18 protein-coding genes are annotated in these 18,581 nt (G+C 70.3%); 13 read left to right on the forward strand and 5 right to left on the reverse strand.

The window, feature by feature from the left end; all coding sequences use genetic code 11:
• Positions 1–78 precede the first annotated feature (78 nt).
• The gene (locus LY41_RS13775; RefSeq protein WP_253864395.1) at positions 79–1,527 is read right to left on the reverse strand and encodes an MFS transporter; all 1,449 of its coding nucleotides are present in this window, start codon (positions 1,525–1,527) and stop codon (positions 79–81) included.
• 360 nt (positions 1,528–1,887) lie between these two features.
• Here LY41_RS13775 and fbaA point away from each other — a divergent pair, with 360 nt between their 5' ends.
• From fbaA to LY41_RS13790, 3 genes are all read left to right on the forward strand, one after another.
• Positions 1,888–2,916 (forward strand): class II fructose-bisphosphate aldolase, encoded by a 1,029-nt coding sequence (gene fbaA, locus LY41_RS13780; protein WP_253864396.1) that lies wholly within the window; start codon positions 1,888–1,890, stop codon positions 2,914–2,916.
• A gap of 77 nt (positions 2,917–2,993) precedes the next feature.
• Positions 2,994–3,164, forward strand: coding sequence for a hypothetical protein (locus tag LY41_RS13785; RefSeq protein WP_253864397.1), 171 nt, complete (start codon positions 2,994–2,996; stop codon positions 3,162–3,164).
• A gap of 126 nt (positions 3,165–3,290) precedes the next feature.
• Entirely contained in the window at positions 3,291–3,701 is a 411-nt protein-coding gene (locus tag LY41_RS13790; RefSeq protein ID WP_253864398.1) for a DUF3151 domain-containing protein, read from the forward strand.
• 104 nt (positions 3,702–3,805) lie between these two features.
• Here the strand turns inward: LY41_RS13790 and LY41_RS13795 are convergent, their stop codons facing one another.
• From LY41_RS13795 to LY41_RS13805, 3 genes are all read right to left on the reverse strand, one after another.
• The gene (locus LY41_RS13795) at positions 3,806–5,101 is read right to left on the reverse strand and encodes a lipase family protein (RefSeq protein WP_253864399.1); all 1,296 of its coding nucleotides are present in this window, start codon (positions 5,099–5,101) and stop codon (positions 3,806–3,808) included.
• 158 nt (positions 5,102–5,259) lie between these two features.
• Positions 5,260–5,919, reverse strand: coding sequence for an HNH endonuclease family protein (locus LY41_RS13800; protein WP_253864400.1), 660 nt, complete (start codon positions 5,917–5,919; stop codon positions 5,260–5,262).
• 103 nt (positions 5,920–6,022) lie between these two features.
• Positions 6,023–6,706: a hypothetical protein gene (locus LY41_RS13805; protein WP_372493253.1), complete on the reverse strand. Its 684-nt coding sequence runs from the start codon at positions 6,704–6,706 to the stop codon at positions 6,023–6,025.
• A gap of 104 nt (positions 6,707–6,810) precedes the next feature.
• On the opposite strand from LY41_RS13805, the gene LY41_RS13810 reads away from it, so the two are divergent.
• Positions 6,811–8,097: an adenylosuccinate synthase gene (locus LY41_RS13810; RefSeq protein ID WP_253864401.1), complete on the forward strand. Its 1,287-nt coding sequence runs from the start codon at positions 6,811–6,813 to the stop codon at positions 8,095–8,097.
• 87 nt (positions 8,098–8,184) lie between these two features.
• On the opposite strand, the gene LY41_RS13815 is transcribed toward LY41_RS13810, so the two are convergent.
• Positions 8,185–9,357: a glycerophosphodiester phosphodiesterase gene (locus tag LY41_RS13815; RefSeq protein ID WP_253864402.1), complete on the reverse strand. Its 1,173-nt coding sequence runs from the start codon at positions 9,355–9,357 to the stop codon at positions 8,185–8,187.
• A gap of 143 nt (positions 9,358–9,500) precedes the next feature.
• On the opposite strand from LY41_RS13815, the gene purD reads away from it, so the two are divergent.
• The 9 genes from purD (at position 9,501) to LY41_RS13860 (ending at position 18,530) form a co-directional block, all read left to right on the forward strand.
• Positions 9,501–10,763, forward strand: a complete 1,263-nt coding sequence (gene purD, locus LY41_RS13820) for a phosphoribosylamine--glycine ligase (RefSeq protein ID WP_253864403.1) — start codon at positions 9,501–9,503, stop codon at positions 10,761–10,763.
• Between the two features lie 248 nt (positions 10,764–11,011).
• Entirely contained in the window at positions 11,012–11,545 is a 534-nt protein-coding gene (locus tag LY41_RS13825; protein ID WP_253864404.1) for a PE domain-containing protein, read from the forward strand.
• 97 nt (positions 11,546–11,642) lie between these two features.
• The gene (locus tag LY41_RS13830) at positions 11,643–13,481 is read left to right on the forward strand and encodes a PPE domain-containing protein (protein WP_253864405.1); all 1,839 of its coding nucleotides are present in this window, start codon (positions 11,643–11,645) and stop codon (positions 13,479–13,481) included.
• A gap of 7 nt (positions 13,482–13,488) precedes the next feature.
• Positions 13,489–14,259, forward strand: coding sequence for an ESX secretion-associated protein EspG (locus tag LY41_RS13835; RefSeq protein WP_253864406.1), 771 nt, complete (start codon positions 13,489–13,491; stop codon positions 14,257–14,259).
• A gap of 196 nt (positions 14,260–14,455) precedes the next feature.
• The gene (locus LY41_RS13840) at positions 14,456–14,752 is read left to right on the forward strand and encodes a hypothetical protein (protein WP_253864407.1); all 297 of its coding nucleotides are present in this window, start codon (positions 14,456–14,458) and stop codon (positions 14,750–14,752) included.
• Position 14,753: 1 nt separating this feature from the next.
• Entirely contained in the window at positions 14,754–15,878 is a 1,125-nt protein-coding gene (locus LY41_RS13845) for a transglycosylase SLT domain-containing protein (RefSeq protein WP_253864408.1), read from the forward strand.
• An 89-nt stretch (positions 15,879–15,967) separates the two neighbouring features.
• On the forward strand, positions 15,968–17,149 hold the full coding sequence (locus LY41_RS13850; protein ID WP_253864409.1) for a phosphotransferase family protein: 1,182 nt from the start codon (positions 15,968–15,970) through the stop codon (positions 17,147–17,149).
• A gap of 151 nt (positions 17,150–17,300) precedes the next feature.
• On the forward strand, positions 17,301–17,723 hold the full coding sequence (locus tag LY41_RS13855; RefSeq protein WP_253864410.1) for a hypothetical protein: 423 nt from the start codon (positions 17,301–17,303) through the stop codon (positions 17,721–17,723).
• 420 nt (positions 17,724–18,143) lie between these two features.
• Positions 18,144–18,530 (forward strand): helix-turn-helix domain-containing protein, encoded by a 387-nt coding sequence (locus LY41_RS13860; protein ID WP_253864592.1) that lies wholly within the window; start codon positions 18,144–18,146, stop codon positions 18,528–18,530.
• The last annotated feature ends 51 nt before the right edge of the window (positions 18,531–18,581 follow it).

Below are 18,581 nucleotides of genomic sequence, written 5' to 3' on the forward strand. Positions count from 1 at the left end.
TCGGTCGAGACCCCGAGCCGCTCCCGCTGCCGGTCGCACGGGCGCCCGCGGGCCTGCGAGCTCACCGGGAACGGGCGCCTACGCGTGCGTTGCCGCGGCGCGGCCGTGCCGGGCGTCGGGCCTGCGGCCGTGAACGGCGAGATACAGCAGTGCACTGAGCAGCATCATGCCCGCGAGTACGAGGAACATCGCCGCATAGCCCGAGGCCGCTGCGAACAGGCCGAGCACGACGGGTCCGAGGCCGACGCCCGCGTCGAGCATCAGGAAGAACGTCGAGATCGCGACGCCGAACTGCTCCTGCGGCACCCGCGACACGGCCGCCGCCTGGCAGGCGGGGTTGAGGGTGCCGAAGCCGAATCCGGTGAGCGCGCCCGTGGCCACGATCATCCAGTCGGCCGAGGCGGTGCCGAGCAGCAACAGTGCGCCCGCGAACACCACGATCGCCGAGTAGACGACGACGTTGTCGCCGCGCCGGTCCTGGAGTCTGCCCATGACGAACCGGCTGGCGAACATCACCGTCGCGTAGGCGACGAAGAACAGGCTCGCTCCCTGCTCGAGCCCCTCCTGCTCGGTGTAGGAGTTCAGATACGTGACGATGGTGGAGTAGACGCAGCCGATCACCAGCATGAACAGTCCGATCGGCAGAACCGCGGGATGCACCATCGACGTCAGCACGCCGCGCGCGGTGCGCTGCCGGGCGGGTTCCGGTGCCGGTGGCTCGTCCTTCGCGGTGATCAGCAGCGCCAGCAGGCAGGCTGCCGCGTGCGTGGCGAAGATCGACCAGAACAGCGTGTCGTAGCCGCTGCCGTCGACGATCTCGAGGCTCATGAACGGGCCGATCGCGGTCGAGAGCGTGATACTCAACGCGAAGTAGCCGGTGCCTTCGCTACGCCGGGACGACGGGATGCGTGCCTGGGCGAGCGTCATCGCGGCCGTGCTCGTGACGGCGAACAGCACGCCGTGCGTGGCGCGGACCGCGAGCAGCAGTGGCAGCGAGCTCGCCGCGAGGTACAGCGCCGCGACCAGGGCGCATGCCGCCAGCCCCGCCCACAGCACGCGGCGTCGGCCGAACCGGTCGACGAGCCCGCCCGCGAACAGCCGTGCGATCGTGGCGCCGACGACGAAGATGCTCGCCGCGAGTCCGCCGGTCGAATCGGACACCCCGAACCGCGTGACGGCGTAGACCGCCATGATCGTGATGAGGCCGTAGAAGGCCAGTGCGAGACAGAAGTTGACGACCCAGACGAGTGCGAGGTCGCGGGACCAGATCGGCGCGCGGGACTCGGCAGGGGCCGAAGAGCCGGCAGGGGCCGCAGCTTCGGCCGCTTCCCCGGCGGAGGCGGTCCGGGCCGTCGCAGGCTTCGCGTCCGCGTCGGTCGGCGCGCTGCCGGCGCTGCCCGTGCTGCAGGTACCTGCGGAGCTGCCGGCCGTGTCCGTGTCCGGGTCTGCCGGTGATGTCGGGTGCGGGCCGGCTGCGGTCGCCGAGTCGGATCCCCTGATCCGTGACGCCATGATCCGTGACGCCATGATCCGCCCATCGATTGCTTGCGGTATGCAATATTAATCGATCGCGGGGCTGATCCGCGCTATGAGAACGGCCACCGACGAATCCCCGTTCGGTGGCCGCGCCGGGCGGTGTGTCGGCGGTTTCCGCGGTCGGTCCGGCGACCGGAGCCCGGATCGGGGTTGTGGAAGGGCTGCGTCGGGGCGATACCGGGCTTTGCCGGGTCGTCGGGTGATGCCAGGCTGTGGCTCGTAGGATCCGGTCTGCAGAGCCCGGCGCCGAACCCGTGACGGTGCCGTCGGTGAGCACGAGTCAACCGGAAGACGACCGGGAATGCGGCTGACGACACAGTCGCATGCCATGCCGCCCCGAGGAGGACAACGATGCCCATCGCCACGCCTGAGGTCTACGCCGAGATGCTGGACCGTGCCAAGCAGGGCGAGTTCGCATATCCGGCGATCAACGTGACCTCGTCGGAGACCGTCAATGCTGCGATCCGCGGGTTCGCGGAGGCCGAGAGTGACGGGATCATCCAGTTCTCCACCGGTGGCGCCGAGTTCGCGTCGGGCCAGAAGGTGAAGGACATGGTCACCGGCTCGAAGGCGCTGGCCGAGTTCGCGCACGTGGTCGCCGAGAAGTACGACGTCAACGTCGCGCTGCACACCGACCACTGCCCGAAGGACAAGCTGGACGGCTTCGTCCGCCCGCTGATCGACATCTCCGCCGAGCGCGTGAAGCGCGGCGAGAACCCGCTGTTCCAGTCGCACATGTGGGACGGTTCGGCCATCGACCTCGACGAGAACCTGTCGATCGCGTCCGAGCTGCTCGACGCATCGGCCGCAGCGAAGATCATTCTCGAGGTCGAGATCGGCGTCGTCGGCGGCGAGGAGGACGGCGTCGCCAACGAGATCAACGAGAAGCTGTACACCGCCGAAGGCGACTTCACCAAGACCATCGACGCGCTCGGCGCAGGCGAGAAGGGCCGGTACCTGCTGGCGGCGACCTTCGGCAACGTCCACGGTTCGTACAAGCCGGGTGCCGTGCAACTGCGCCCCGACGTGCTCCAGCGCGGCCAGGCCGTCGCCGCCGAGAAGCTGGGCCTGCCCGCAGGATCGAAGCCGTTCGAGCTCGTGTTCCACGGCGGTTCCGGTTCGCTGCTCGAGGAGATCCACGAGGCGTTGTCGTACGGCGTCGTGAAGATGAACGTCGACACGGACACGCAGTACGCGTTCTCGCGCTCCATCGCCGACCACTTCTTCAAGAACTACGACGGCGTACTCAAGATCGACGGCGAGGTCGGCAACAAGAAGACCTACGACCCGCGCAGCTACCTCAAGGTCGCCGAGGGCGCCATGGCCCAGCGCGTCGTCGAGTCCGCCGAAGCCCTGAAGTCGGCAGGCAAGAAGCTCTGACGAACACCGGGCTTGCGCCCAACTCCCCAAGGCTTCTCCAACGCCCCCAAGGCGCCCCCAAGGGCACCTTGGGGGCGTTGAGCGCCTCCAAGGTGCCCTTGGGGGAATTCACGTTCGGGGGAGGGCGGTGGGCACGGTTCGTGGTCGGGCACAGTGGCGGCGTGATGTCGAAACGTCTCGTCGCGATCGTCCTGGTCGGCTGTCTCGTGCTGATGGCGGTCGCGTCCTCGCTGACGCTGCTGCTCTGAGTCGGTACTGCTGCTGAGGGCAGCCGCGTCCGCCGGTCCCCAGCCGGCCGCGCCACCCCCGGCACCACCCCTACGCCCACCCCCTGCGCCGCTCCGTGGCCGCGCGCTCGGTGGTTCAATGGCGGCATGACGCACAACCTGCTCGAACCGGAACCCACCACGCTCCCGGAGCGCCCCGACGCCGAAGCCGCGCTGGACGCGGGCACCGAGCCGAGCGAGGTCGCCGCCGAGCATCCCGACTTCAGCGAGGCCTGGGCCGCTCTGGCCGAGCGCGCGCTCGGTGAGAACGAGGTCGTCGACGCCTACGCCTACGCCCGCACCGGCTATCACCGCGGCCTCGATCAGCTGCGCCGTTCCGGGTGGAAGGGCTTCGGCCCGGTGCCGTGGACGCATCGCCCGAACCAGGGTTTCCTCCGCTGCGTCGCCGCGCTCGCCAAGGCCTCGGGCCGTATCGGCGAGGCCGACGAGTACGAGCGGTGCAAGCAGCTGCTCGTCGACTCGGACCCCGCGTCCGCCGAGGCCACCGGAATCGCCTGACCTGCCTCGGCGCCGTCTCGCGCGGCGTTGCGGACGTTCGCCGACACGAAACGGGCCGCCGGGGAGATCTCCCCGGCGGCCCGTTTCGTCGTAGCAGCCCGCGGTCAGAAGCCGCCGCAGTTCGTCGGCGCGGTCTCGCCGCGGACACGCTGGTCGAACCAGGCGTAGGCCTTCGGGTAGGCGCCCACGTAGCCACCGACGTGCGTCGGGATGGCCAGCGTGTCGAACTGCACCGTCGCATCCTGCTCACACCAGGAACGCGCCATGTCGCGGCCCTGGTCGTACGGGACGATGTCGTCGAGCCGGCTGTGAGCCACGTACACGGGCGCCTCCGGCTTCAGCGTGCCGATGCGCTGCTCCTCGACGGCGCTGCGGAACGGCTCCTCGGCGAGGTAATCGCCGATGGGCCTGCCGTCGACCGTCAGCTCGGAGGTGCGGGTGAACGCGTGTCCGACCAGCCCGTCGGCGGTGCACCGTTCCTCGATCTTCGTGCGTACCTCGTGGCCCTTCTCGTTGAGGATGTCCTCGATGCCCAGATCCGGGTACGCCTCGTGCATGCTCGCGACCGCGAACAGCAGGAACGCCGACGCGTAGTGTCCGTCCAGGCGATCGGCCACTGCCGACAGGTCCGAGGGCGGGGCGCCCGCGAACGAACCGATGAGGTCGACGTCCGGCGCGTAGGACGGCTGCAGTTCGGCCGCCGCGGCCGATGCGCCGCCGCCCTGTGAATAACCCGCTGTCAACACGGGCCCGTCCGAAGGCAGGCCTGCCTCCGGCAGCTGCTGCGCGGCGCGGACCACGTCGAGTGCGGCGTGTGCGGTGGCCTTGCGGTTGACGTACGTGTGGACGCCGGGCGTGCCGAGACCCTCGTAGTCGGTGATCGCGACGGCGTAGCCCTTCGCGAGCAGGCCCGCGATGAAGGCGCCCTCGTACTCCATGCCTGCGGCCATGGCCTTCGACGGTGCGCAGCGGTCGCCCATGCCCTGTGTGCCTGCGGAGTAGCCGACGACCGGCCGCTCGCCGGGGCCGTTCCAGTCCCGGTGCGGGGTGAGCACGGTGCCCGTGACGGCGTTGGCGTCGCCGTGGGTGTCGGTGCTGCGGTACATGACGCGTTGCGCGTCGGCGGGGGCTCGGGCCAGTTTGAGCGGATCGAGGAAGAACGCGGTCTCCTCGTGCCGGATGACGTCCCCGGACTCGCCCTCCGGGAGCGGCGACGGCGGAGTGTAGAACTCGTCACTTGCGGCCGTGACCGGTGATGACGCTGTGGCAGATGATGCGGTGGCCTGCGATGCGGTGGCCGGTGCTGCCGCGGCCGGGGCGGCGAGCAGCGACGCGGCGGTGGCGGACACGGCGATGGTGGCGAGGGACGTGGTGATGCGTCTCCTGCGGGTTGATCGCATGAGGCTCCCCAGCTGGGATGTGACGACGTTGTCAAAACAGGTTCTAGCCGCGGGGAGAGGCGAGATCAAGGAATCGCTACTCGCCAGTAGACAACTCACTCGTACGGACCAGCGAACGCGCCCCCAAGGTGCCCTTCGGGGCGCCACCGGTGGGGGCGTCAGCAGGTGGCGAGCATGTCCTCGAGGGCGCCGTGTTCGGCCTCGTCGACCGTCAGCTCGTACTTGTACTTGACGGCGATCCACATCGAGGCGTACGTGCAGTGGTACTCCTCGACCGACGGCTGCCACTCCGCCGGGTCGTCGTCGCTCTTCGACAGGTTGGAGCCACCCGACACGGCGATGAGCTGCGGTGCGGACAGGTCGTTGGCGAACGCCTCACGCTCGTCGGTCGTCCACTCCGCGGCGCCGGACACCCAGGCGTTGCCGAGCGGCACCACGTGGTCGATGTGGAACTCGGACGGATCGCTCGACGTCTCGCCGTCGTACTCGCTGTGCCAGTCGCCGTCGGTCGGGTAGCAGTCGTTGCCCGTCTCGACGCCGTCGCCGTCACGTTCGAGCACCAGCTCACGGGTGTTGCAGTTGTCTTCGTGGCTGCTCCAGTGCGGGAACAGGTCGCGGTCGTAGCCGTCCATGGAACCGTCCTCGGCCACGGTCAGCTGGGTGAGTTTCCACTCGGCGTCGTACGGGTCCGGGATACCGGGCGGGGTGGGCGCGGCGGAGACGTCCGTGGTCCCGCCCGTGGCGGCGATGCCGATGGCCAAGGCTGCGGCGGCGCCGAGTGCGAGTGCGGAATAGCGGAACTTGCGAGGAAGAGTCACGGCAGACACACCTCTCAGCGGGGAACGTGAGGTCGTCCAGCAATGTGAAGGACTTTCCGAATGTCTCCGAGAGAGGTGACGATCGCGTGAACCCTGGACGGATTCAGGCCGAGGTCGGGGGAAGGACCAGACGGAAGTCGTGGGTGTGCCGGTACCAGGTCCACCGCGACATGGTCCGCGGGTACGGCACGCCGTCGGATTCGGGCACGACGTCGGCGCCGCCCAATTGGAACGCCCTGCCCGCGAACGTCCGCCGCCGCTTCAGCAGCTTTCCCCACGTGATGGTGACGCGCAGCCCGCCGGACGCCGTGTCGCTGCCCGCGGCCGGATCGGGCCGCACCTCGAGCAGTGCGGCCTCGCCGCGCAGTGCCTCCGTGTCGTCGCAGTAGCCGACGCCGCGTGGCCGCTGCACGACGCCGTGTCCCAGCAGCAGGCCGCCCGCGTCGTCCCGGACGAGCGGTACCCCTCGTGGCTCGCCCGACAGTGCGACGTCGAACGCTCTTCCACGGTCGGTCGGCACCCCCCACAGGCCTGCCACCCGCGACGACCGGTCGGTCGGCACGTACCCGACGGCGGTGTCGTCGAGCCGGCCGCGGCGCAGCAGCCGGAGCGCCACCGCGGACAGGTCGGCGTCGTCGCCCACGACCACGAGCCGCTGCCCGCCCGGCTCCAGCAGCGGGTCGACGTCCGCCTTGCCGGGACGCGCGGGCAGCTCCGCCTCGCCGACCCCCTCCGGTAGGCGTTCGCCCAGCTCAGCGCTTCCGCAGTGCAGCACCAGTCTCCGCACGGAAACCCCCTCGGTTAGGCTCGTGTACCGGCATTTCGACAGCCACCGCGACTGGCAGCCAGTGTCAGCAGCGTCCACAGCCACCTCACACCTTGGAGTTTCACATGCCGGCCATCGTGCTCATCGGTGCCCAATGGGGCGACGAAGGCAAGGGCAAGGCCACCGACCTGCTCGGCGACAAGGTGGACTGGGTGGTGCGCTACCAGGGTGGCAACAACGCGGGTCACACCGTGGTGATGCCCGACGGGCAGGACTTCGCACTGCACCTCATTCCGTCGGGCATCCTCACGCCCGGTGTCACGAACGTCATCGGCAACGGTGTGGTCGTCGATCCGGGCGTCCTGCTCGAGGAGCTCGAAGGCCTCGAGGCGCGTGACATCGACACGGGCAGGCTGCTGCTCTCCGCCGACGCGCACTTGATCATGCCGTACCACGTGGCGATCGACAAGGTCACCGAGCGCTACCTGGGCAGCCGCAAGATCGGCACCACCGGCCGCGGTATCGGGCCGTGCTACCAGGACAAGGTCGCGCGCGTGGGCGTTCGTGTGCAGGATCTGCTCGACGAGAAGATCCTGCGGCAGAAGGTCGAGGCCGCCCTGGAGTTCAAGAACCAGGTGCTGGTCAAGGTCTACAACCGCAAGGGGCTCGACGCCGCCGAGGTCACCGACACCGTCCTCGAGCAGGCCGAGCGGTTCCAGCACCGCATCGCCGACACGCGCCTCGAACTGAACAAGGCGCTCGAACGCGACGAGACCGTGCTGCTCGAGGGCTCGCAGGGCACGCTGCTGGACGTCGACCACGGCACCTACCCGTACGTGACGTCGTCCAGCCCGACGTCCGGTGGAGCCAGCGCCGGTTCGGGCATCGGGCCGGGGCGGATCACCACCGTGCTCGGCATCCTCAAGGCGTACACGACGCGGGTCGGTTCGGGTCCGTTCCCGACGGAGCTGAGCGACGAGGCGGGCGAGAACCTGCGCAAGTCCGGTGCCGAGTTCGGTGTGACGACGGGCCGGTCGCGGCGTACGGGCTGGTTCGACGCGGTGATCGGCCGCTACGCCGCGCGCGTCAACGGCATCACCGATTACTTCCTCACCAAGCTCGACGTGCTGTCCGGGCTGGAGCGCGTGCCGGTGTGCGTGGCCTACGAGGTCGACGGGCAGCGCACCGAGGACATGCCGATGACTCAGACCGACGTGCACCACGCGAAACCGGTGTACGAGGAGCTGCCGGGCTGGTGGGAGGACATCAGCGAGTGCCGCACCTTCGAGGACCTGCCGAAGAACGCGCAGGCCTACGTCGAGCGGCTCGAGGAGCTGATGGGCACGCGCATCTCGGCGATCGGCGTCGGCCCCGGTCGTGAGGAAACGATCGAACGGCACCGGATCGCCTGAGCGGGGAGCCGTCGCCGGGTCCTGCGGTACGTGCGGCTGCCCCGAAGGTGCCCTTCGGGGCAGCCGCACGGCTACGGCGGGAGCGCGTTACTCGGCCGCTTCGATGACGATGTCCGGGTGGTCGGCGAACATGCCGTCGACACCGGTCGCCCAGACCGCCTTCGCCCAGCCGAGTGCGTCGCCCCACTCCGCCGCGTCGTCGGACGAGTCGTAGTCGGCGGGCAGGAACTCGTTCTCGGCGCGGAACGTCCACGGCACGATACTCAGCCCGGCGGCGTGGGAGTCGTCGACGAGCGACGTCGGCTCGGTGGTGTTGCCGTCGGAATCCAGCGGGACGATCTGCCCGATCGACGGCCCGAGCCCGTCGGCGTACGTGGCGATTTCGCGGAGCCCTTCCGGCGTGGTCATGTCTTCGTACGTGCGCGGGTCACCGGATTTCACGAAGTCGTACGGCGCACCGGAGGTCGAGGTCAGCTGCACCAGCGGCACGCGCACCTGCTCGTTCAGCTCCTTGAGATTGCCCACCTCGAACGACTGCACCTGCACCTTCGCGTTGGGGCGGTTGAGGTGGTTGCGGTTCAGCGCTTCCACCAGCTCCGGCTCCAGTGCGAGGCCCTGCTCCTGGAAGTACGTCGGGTGCTTGGTCTCGGGGTAGATGCCGACCGGCCGGTGCAGTTCCCGGCTCAGCCGCTCCGAAAGGTCGATGACCTCCTGCAGCGTCGGGATCTCGAACCGGCCGTCGTAGATCGTGTTGTTCGGCCGGATCTCCGGCAGCCGCTCCTTCGCCCGCAACGTCTTGAGTTCGGCGAGGGTGAAGTCCTCGGCGAACCAGCCGGTCACCGGGTCGCCGTCGACGAGCTTCGTCGTCTTGCGGTCGGCGAACTCGGGCCGGTCTGCCACGTCGGTGGTCCCGCCGATCTCCGGCTCGTGCCGTGCGACCAGCACGCCGTCCGAGGTCGTGACGAGGTCGGGCTCGATGTAGTCGGCACCCATGCGCGCGGCCAGTTCGTACGAGGCCAGCGTGTGCTCGGGCCGGTAGCCGGACGCGCCACGGTGGCCGACGACGATCCGCTCGTCGGCGTGCGGGCCGCCGTGGCCCTGGGCCGCGCCGGACGGTGACGTTGCATCAGACGATGGCGCGCCGGAGGGTGACGCGCCGGATTGGGCGCCTGCGGGCACGGCGCCGGTGGTGGCCAGCACCGCCAGCGCGCCCAGCGCCGCCACTCCGAGACGCTTACGGAATCGGGAGACAAATGCCATGAGTCGTCGTCAGCCTCTCTCGAGCCGGTGGGGGACGTTCGCCTACGTTCGCGGTCGCGTGCGACCAGCTGGCGACAGCGTGGCAGCCGCCGAGGTACATGCCGATGAACGAGCGGATATGGGCATGTCTACGCTGAGGAATCGTGCGCTTCCTGGTTATCGGCTCCGGAGCCCGCGAGCATGCCCTCGTACTCGCCGCGTCCCACGACCCGGCGGTGACGGCGATCGCTTGCGCGCCCGGCAATGCCGGCACGGCGACCATCGCCGAACCGCTCGGTGTCGACCTCACCGACCCGTCCGCCATCGCGGCACTCGCCCAACAGTGGCGGGCCGACCTCGTGGTGATCGGCCCCGAGGTGCCGCTCGTGGTCGGTGCCGCCGACGCGGTCCGCAGGGCGGGCATCGCCTGCTTCGGCCCCTCGGCGGCCGCGGCGCGGATCGAGGGCTCGAAGGCGTTCGCGAAGGAGGTCATGACCGCAGCCGGAGTGCCGACCGCCCACAGCGAGGTCGTCGACAACCCGGCGCACCTCGACGCCGCGCTCGGCCGGTTCGGCCCGACCTGGGTCGTCAAGGACGACGGCCTCGCCGCGGGCAAGGGCGTCGTCGTCACGACCGACGTCGAGCAGGCGCGCAAGCACGCCCTGATGTTGCTCGACGGCGGCCACCCCGTGGTGCTCGAATCGTTCCTCGACGGCCCGGAGGCCTCGCTGTTCTGCCTGGTCGACGGGCGCACCGTGGTGCCGCTGTTGCCCGCGCAGGACTTCAAGCGCGTCGGCGACGGCGACTCCGGCCCGAACACCGGTGGCATGGGTGCCTACACCCCGCTGTCGTGGGTTCCGGAGGGTTTCGCCGACGACATCGTCGAGCGGATCATCCAGCCCGTCGTCGACGAGATGGCCGATCGCGATTCGGCGTTCACCGGGCTGCTGTACGCGGGGCTGGCGCTCACGAGCGACGGTCCGCAGGTCATCGAGTTCAACTGCCGCTTCGGCGACCCCGAGACCCAGGCCGTGCTGGCGCTGTTGCGCACCCCGGTCGCCGGTCTGCTCCACGCCACCGCGACCGGCACGCTCGCCGAGCAGCCGCCGCTCGAATGGGCCGATGACTCGGCGGTGACGGTCGTCGTCGCCGCCGACGGCTACCCCGGTAAGCCGCTCGTCGGCGATGTGATCACCGGCGGGGAGGCCGAGGGCGTGCTCCACGCGGGCACGCGCAGGCGTGACGACGGCGCGGTCGTTTCCAGCGGTGGCCGCGTCCTGTCGGTGGTCGGCACCGGCGCGGACCTCGAGGCGGCCCGCGCCGAGGCGTACGAGCGCGTGGGCCGGGTGAGCCTCGCCGGTGCACACCACCGCACGGACATCGCCTCGCGGGCTGCCCGCGGCGAGGTGTCGGTTCCGGAACGCTGAACCGGCGGTTGCCGCCTCGCGCGCTCGGTTCGCCGGTGGTGTGCCGAGCGGCGACCTGTTCGCCGGCGACGGCCCGCCGGTACGCCCGCGGCGGAGAACCCGACGATCGGAGGGAACCGTCGCCCGGGTGCGCTCGTCCAAGTTGAGGTCGGCCAAGTTCGGGTCGTCCGAGTTCAGGTCACTGTCACATTCGAGTTGGTAGCCTGCCGATAACACCGGATGACTACCGGCCGTTACAGGGGGTGCGCATGCCGTCAGAGGTGAGCGAGTCGCGTTCCGACGGTCCAGCGGGCGAGGGGTCCGCAGGTTCCGGCAACGCTGTGGGTTCCGGCAACGCTGTGGGTTCCGGCAACGCGGCCGACGGCGCCTTCGCCGCCGGCTCCCTCGACCCGGGTGGGCTGTTCGGCGGTGCGGAGGCCACGCCCGGTGGTGGGCTGGTCCCCTCGGTGCCGTCCGCGGGTGACATCGACGTCTCGCCGGACAAGGTGGCCGACGCGGCGCGGGTCCTCGAGGCGCAGGCCGACGCGCTCGAGAAGAAGCTCTCGGAGCACCTCGGTGCGCTGCAGATCCCGGCGCCCGCCGAGGACATCGTGTCGCGGAACGCGATCGAGGCGTGGAACGACGTCGTCAGCGGCCCCGAGGATTCGTACGCTGCGCACGCGCGCACTTACGTCGAGGACCTGCGGGCCCTGGCCACCCAGCTGCGCAAAGCGGGCGAAACGTACGCCGAGTCCGACGAGGAGAAGGCCGGTGCCCTCGGCGCACACGGTCTTCCCGGCTAGTCGCGGTCCCGCCCGCCGGGTGCGACTGCTCCGGACTGTCAGCGCTGTCCAGGTTTTCTCGACCGTGCGGTCGAAGCGGAAGTAGAGGGAAATCGACATGGCGATGGATGTCTCGCAGCGTGCGAACGAGATCCGCAACCACCGGTTCGACGGCTACACCGACGAGATGCTGGCTCGTGAGGTCGAGGTGTTCCGCAGCGGAGCGGGCACGGGCGGTATCGGTGAGGCCGTGAGCGCGCTGAAGTCGGTCGGCAAGGCGCTGCACGAGACCGAGCGGACGTTGCGCACCGAGCTGGGCAAGCTCGGCGTCGAGTGGCACGGCGACGCCAGCGACCAGGCGTTCCGGTGGCTGACCGGCCAGGCCGACTTCTCCGAGGAGGCCCAATCCACGGTCGAGGCGTGCGCGAAGAAGATCTTCGCCCAGGGTGAGGCATTCAACCGCACGGTGCACAGACTTCCCGACGCCGCGTCGCTGCGGCAGGACACGGGCGGTTACGGCGTCATGGACTCGCTCGGCAGCCTTCTCGGCTTCGAGACCGACAACGCCCGGCGCGTCGCCCAGGGGCAGGAGGCGCGCGCACAGGCGCTGGAGGCGCTCAACGGGTACGCGAGCGAGTCCGGCGCGAACCTGTCGGAGCTGCCGCAGCTGAGCGCCCCGGCGCCGATGTCGGCAGCCGTGACCGCGGAAGTGCCGACCGAGGTCGACGCGGGTGGTCCGCCGAAGCCGCCGGACGTGACCGAGGTGCCCGCGAGCGCTCCCGCCGACGACCGCACCGAATCGTCGGGCGTGACTCCCCCCGCGGCCCGTCCGGTCGACGCACCGGTGGCGCCCGGTCCGGTCCACCACACTCCACAGCCGGCCCAGCAGCCCGTGAACCACAACGCCCCGCTCGCTCCGCCGCCCGCGGCCGGTTCGGCCACGCAGACGCCGAGTACGGCGCCGTCGTCGACCACGCCCGCCACGGCCGCACCGGTGTCGGCGTCGCCGAACGGTGGCCACGGCTACGTGAACGTGCCGCGCCCGGGGTCGGGTTCGCAAGCTCCCCAGTACTCCGGCTCCCAGTACCCCGCCTCCCAGTACCCCGCCTCCCAGTACTCCGCCTCCCAGTACTCCGGCTCCCAATATCCCGCCTCCCAGTATCCCGGCGGTGCTGCGCAGCCGGGCGGTCCGACGGGTGCGGCGCCTGCGAACCCGGCCGCTCCCACCGCCGGGGGCACGCCCGGCGCAGTCGGGAAACCGGCAACACCCGGTACTCCGCCCGGCACTCCGGCCGTTCCGGGCGGTCAGGGCGGTCAGGGTGCGCCTGCGACGCCGGGCCAGCCGGGTGGCCAGTCCGGTGCGGGCAAGCTGCCGTCGGCGGGTGGCGGCTCGTCCGTGACGCCCGCGCCCGGCGGGCCCGCCACCGGCAGCCCCGCACCCGGCGGTGGTGCGACGGTGCCGCCTCCGGGAATGGTCGGCGGCAAGGCGGGTGCGCCCGCCTCCGGCGACGCGGAACTGCAGAAGGGCAAGTCGTTCGGCGTCGCACCGGTGGCAGGCGGTACGGCGGTCCCGACGGGCGGTACGACGGCATCGCCGAAGTCCTCCGGGTTCGGCGTGAACGACGTCGGTGGCGCCACCGGTGCGGTGGCCGCAGGCGGCATCGCGGGTGCGCTCGCCGGTGACAGCGAACGCAGCGGCGGCCGGGGCGGCGTGCCGCGTTCACCGCATCAGTCGCAGATCGGTGACCTGCCCGAGGAGCAGTCCCGGGCGCAGCAGAACCAGACGCCGAAGTCCGAGCAGGACCGGCGCGGCATGATGCAGAAGGCCGCGCCGCAGGAAGGCGACGAGGACGACGCGCACGTGCGCCGGTACGGCGTCGACGACAACGACCTGTTCGCCGACCAGCGCATGGTCTCGCCCGGCACGATCGGCGACCCGAACGCGGAACAGCGGTGAGTCATCCGTGACCACCGGCCGGAACGTGGTGCTGTCCACGCTCGAGTTCGACGTGCTCTGGGAGGCCGAACGGTTGCCGCGCCGGCACCCCGCATTGGACGTGCCAAGTGCGGGCGTGACGCAGCACGAGCGATCCGACCTGATCGAACAGGCGTGGGACTCACTGGCCCAGCGCAGGCTCGCCAAGGGCCGCCAGGCCACGAGCGATCTGGTGGACCTGCTGAACCTGTTCGTGCGTCCCGCGGTCGCCATCGACATGTGGGTCTGGACCGACCGGCAGATCTCGGGGCTCGCGGTGAGCACGGGCAGTCAGGCGCTGATGGGCGTCCTGGACGGCGACGAGGTGTGGCTGATCCCGGCGCGTGACTCGTCGTTGCCGGAGTCGGCGGTGTCGGTGTCCGGTGGAACGGCCGCGGGCATCGGCTGGTCGGCGACCCTGCCGCACGACGTGCTGGTCGCCGCCGACCGGGAGGCAGGCGGTGATGCGCGGACGCTCGTGGGCGTGCTCGCCGACCGCGGGATCGCACTGAGTGAGGCGCAGGAGGTCGCGGCGATGCTCGCGGGGCAGACCGTCCGGGGGCAGTTCGGCGCCCAGGTGTACGCGCGGGACGGCAGTGTTCGCCGCGCGCCCCGGGTCGTGTCGTTCTTCGACAGTGACAAGGGCCGGTATCTGCTGCAGGTCGCTCCGGGCAGCGACGGCAGGCAGTGGGCGACCGTCGCGCCCGCGGACAACACACTTCTCGCGCAGCGCGTGTGGGAACTGCTCGACGAGACGTGAGCCGAATTCGTCGAGGAGGGCCGGACCGGTCCGAACATGCGACGAAAACGGGTAGCCGCAGTTCGCGCTTTCGCCGCCGGCGCGGGCGATAGAGTGGAGCGGAACCGCCGGAGTGGGCGCATGCGTCGTACCGGCGAGGAGTGGACCGTTTTCGTGAAGGGGGATGACCACCGTGCCGGTTTACGACGCAGAATCCATGCGGAGCACGGCAGGGAAGGTCGATGGGATCGCCGACCGGATCGTCGAGGACAAGGCCAAACTTCGCGGCGTCGAGGGGGAGAGTCCGTTCGGTGAGGTCGAGGACGAGGACACCGACGATCCGGAACGGGTGGACTCTGCGCTCGGTTCGTTCACCTCGGGGATGCAGGCGGAATTCGACGCGGCGCAGCAGCACATGGCCGAGGCCAGCGGAGCGCTGCGCAACGCGATCGCCGCGATGACGGAGGCGGACGAGCAGGCGGCGAGCAACTTGACCATGCGAGGCGAGGCCTGACATGTCACTGGGGATGCCGGAGAACTGGGATCAGGTCGAATCCCGGGCCGCGAAGGTCGACAAGGTCGATCCGGGCAAGATTCAGAGCGTGGCGCAGGAGTTCAAAACTGCGTCGGGCAATACGGGCGACCATTCTGCGGATCTGAAGAATGCGGCCTCGCCGTTGTCGGAGGGCGGTGTCTGGAACGGTCCTGCTGCGGAGGCTTTCTTCTCCTACGTCGAGAAGGTCGTCTCGGCGGGCGATCGCGTCAAGGACAAGCTCGACGAGGCCGCCGGCGAGCTGAACACCCTGCAGCAGAAGCTCTCGGATTTGAAGAGCTCGATCAACGAGACCAAGGCCAAGGCCAAGAAGGAGATCGACAACCGCAACAAGGAGGCCGAGCAGCAGGTGCAGTCGGCCTCCGGCGGCGACGGTGACGGCCCGGACCCGGAGTCGATCCGGGAGCAGGCGCGGGAGCAGAACCGGCAGACGGCGTCCCAGGCGGCCGAGCAGATCAAGGGCCTGCTGGCACAGGCCAACCAGGCGATCAAGAAGGCCCAGCGGCTGATGAAGCAGGAGATCGGCGGGTCGGGCGGCTACTCGCAGGTGACGAAGCCGGGGCAGGTCCAGTCGCAGATGGCCGACACGGGTGGCATCAGCAACCCCGGCAGCGCGCCGAGCGTCGGCGGTGGCGGCAGCGGCGGCGGTGGTGGTGCCGAGACGGCCGTCGGCGGCGGTGGCGGTGGCGGCCTCGGGTCGAGTGGTGGTCCGCCCGCGGGCCCTCCGCCGGGGAACGTCGAGCAGTGGATCAAGGAAGCCATCAAGGTCCTCCAGGAGAACGGCATCCCCGTCACCGAGGAGAACATCGATCAGATCTGGACGATCATCGAGCACGAGTCCGGCGGCGATCCGCGCGCCATCAACGACTGGGACTCGAACGCAGCGAAGGGCACGCCGTCGAAGGGCCTGATGCAGTGCATCGACCCGACGTTCGACTCCCACGCGCTGCCCGGCCACGGCGACATCTGGGACCCGGTGGACAACATCATCGCCGGTGTCAGCTACACGTTCGACCGCTACGGCAGCCTCGAACAGCACCCGGGCCTTGAGTCCATCGCTTCCGGCGGCGGCTACCAGCCGTACTGATCCTCGGTGATCCGTTCCGGGCAAGGACATGAAAGGTCTTTCATGGTCGGCTCAGGCGGGTTTCACGGGCCGTCGGCATTGTTGACGTCATGAGCGAAGAGCAGTGGCAACCGGACGAGGCGGAGCTCCGCGAGTTGTGGGCCGCCGTCGCCGGGGCGGACGGTGACACCGCCGTCGCCAGCCGCATCACGCACCGCGACGTCCAGCGAGCGTCGACGACCGTGGCGGCACGGGTCGACGTGACGCGCGCCGACGGCTCCCGCGCCACCGACACGTACTGCGCCAGCACGTCCGCGAAGGCGCGCGATGCGCTGCGGATGTCCGACGGGGACCGCGAACTCGGCGTGTGGCGGTTCCCGCACGATCCGGCGCTGCCGGGCCTGGCTGCCGCCGTGGACCCCGGCCGGATGAGTGACCTGCTCAGCGGGTTGGGCCTGCCCGCCGACGAGCTGCGGCTGAAGGTCCGTTCGTACCGGCCGCTGCGCCGCGCCGTGATCGAGGCCCGGACCGCCCGGACGACGGCGTTCGTCAAGGTGCTGCGTCCCGAGAAGGTCGAGGAGCTGCACCGGCTGCACCGCGCGGCCGAGGGCGGCCTCGTCGCCGAGAGCCTCGGCTGGACCGGCAGCGGCCTGCTCGTGCTCGCCGGGATCGGGGGCACGCCGTTGCGGGAGCTGCTGCTCGGCGGCAACACGATGGAGCTCGAACGCATCGACCCCGCCGAAATCGTGGCCACCCTCCGTGGTCTGCCGCAGGCGTTCGCCGGGCACGCGCGCAGGCGGAGCTGGGCCGACCAGGCCGGGCATTACGCCGACGTCGTCGCCCGCGTGCACCCCGGCGCAGCCGGGACGGCGCACGCGATCGCCGGGGCCGTCGACGTGCCGACCGGCGCAGCGCGGGTGCCCGTCCACGGCGACTTCTACGAGACGCAGCTGCTCGTCTCCGGCGGTTCGCCGGCCGGGCTGCTCGACATCGACACAGCCGGCTCCGGCGACCCGCACGACGATCCGGCCTGCCTGCTGGGCCATCTCTCCGTGCTGGCGCAGGTCAAACCCGAGCGCGCGCCGGTGATCGACCGGTTCACGGCGCGGTGCCTGCGCGAGTTCGACCGGCACTGGGACCCGGCGACGCTGCGGTCGCACGCCGCGGCCGTGGTGTTGTCGCTGGCGCCGGGTGCGCACCGTACCGGCGGCCGCGACTGGCCCGCTGTCCTGGAACGCAGGCTCGAGCTTGCCCGGACCTGGTGCCGCACCGGCGATCCGCTCGCCGGCTGAGTCCTCACCGCTGCCGCATGTCCCGCCGGTCCGGAGTTCGAGAGCTCCGGACCGAGGGAAATGTGGCGGCTCCCGGAACCCTCGCGCGGATCCGACGCGTGCAGGTACGAGAAACCCGTCCCGAGCAACCCCGATGGAAGGAAGTCACATCATGGCAAGCAACAAGCGTCCCTGGTTCGTCGTCGCCGCTGCTGCGGTCGGCATCGGCGGTGCGATCGCCGTCGGCGGCACCGCCATGGCCGACGACGTGAACGACCCGAAGTCCGCTTCACAGGCGCAGTCGTCCGTTCAGGACAGCGGTCAGGCCGATTCGGCCGACTCGCCCGACGATGCGGACACGGCGAACTCCGCCAACTCCCCGAACGACAGCGACTCGGCCGACTCCCCCAACGGCAAGGACGACGCGAACGACAGTGATTCCCCGAACGACAGTGATTCCCCGAGCGACAGTGATTCGGCGAACGACAGGGACCACGCCGACACGGCGAACTCTCCCGCCGATGCCGCCGACGGTGATGACGACGCCGACGCTGCCGATGACGCCGGCTATGCGGGAACCGGCTCGCCGGAGTGATCCGGACGTTCGCCGTAACGGAACCTTTCGAGTGTGATTCCCTGAGCTGAAGGGAAGCCGGCCAACGATTGCCGGCCGGGAACACCCGGGGAACTCCTCGCGCTGCGGCGTGTGACTCGGGAACTATCCTCAGTGGACAGTCTATATCGGATGGATCCGTGCAACCGTGCAGATGTGATGGATCCTTCTGGGTGTCTCGGCCGGCGTCGGCGCCGACGTGGTGGAGCGTCGGCCTGCTCGGCAGCACGGCGGTGCTGTTCGGCGTCGTCGGAGTGCTGCTGATGGCTGCCGCTGCCCTCGCGGTGTCGCTGGAGCGAGACCCACCGTGTGGCGGTGTCTGTGCGGCGGTGTCACGGCCGGGTACCGCCGAAGCCCGCGCGAGCGGGCCCGACGCGGGCTATTCTGGACGGCGTGGCCACGATGAGCCCGCGCGAGGACCAGAACCGCCGGTTGCTGCGCGCACGCGACGCGATCGACCGCGATTACGCGAAGCCGCTCGACGTGCCCACGCTCGCTCGCATCGCGCTGATGTCGCCGAGCCACTTCACGCGCTCGTTCCGCGCGACGTTCGGCGAGACGCCGCACCGGTATCTGCAGCGCAGGCGGATCGAACGTGCGATGGCGCTGCTGCGGTCGCCGTCGGCCACCGTCACGGGGGTCGCCGAGGAGATCGGGTTCGACAGTCTGGGCACGTTCAGCCGCACGTTCCGTTCGGTCGTGGGGGTCTCGCCCGCCGAGTACCGTGCGGCGGCGACGCCGCTGCCCGTTCCGGTGTGCTTCGTCAAGACGTGGTCACGCCCGGCGTGAGGCCGGTTCACGAGAGCAGTTTCGGATAAGCGCCACCGGCGGGTGCGGTCG

Source organism: Prauserella halophila (genome assembly GCF_024171895.1).
Classification (GTDB): Bacteria; Actinomycetota; Actinomycetes; order Mycobacteriales; family Pseudonocardiaceae; genus Prauserella; species Prauserella halophila.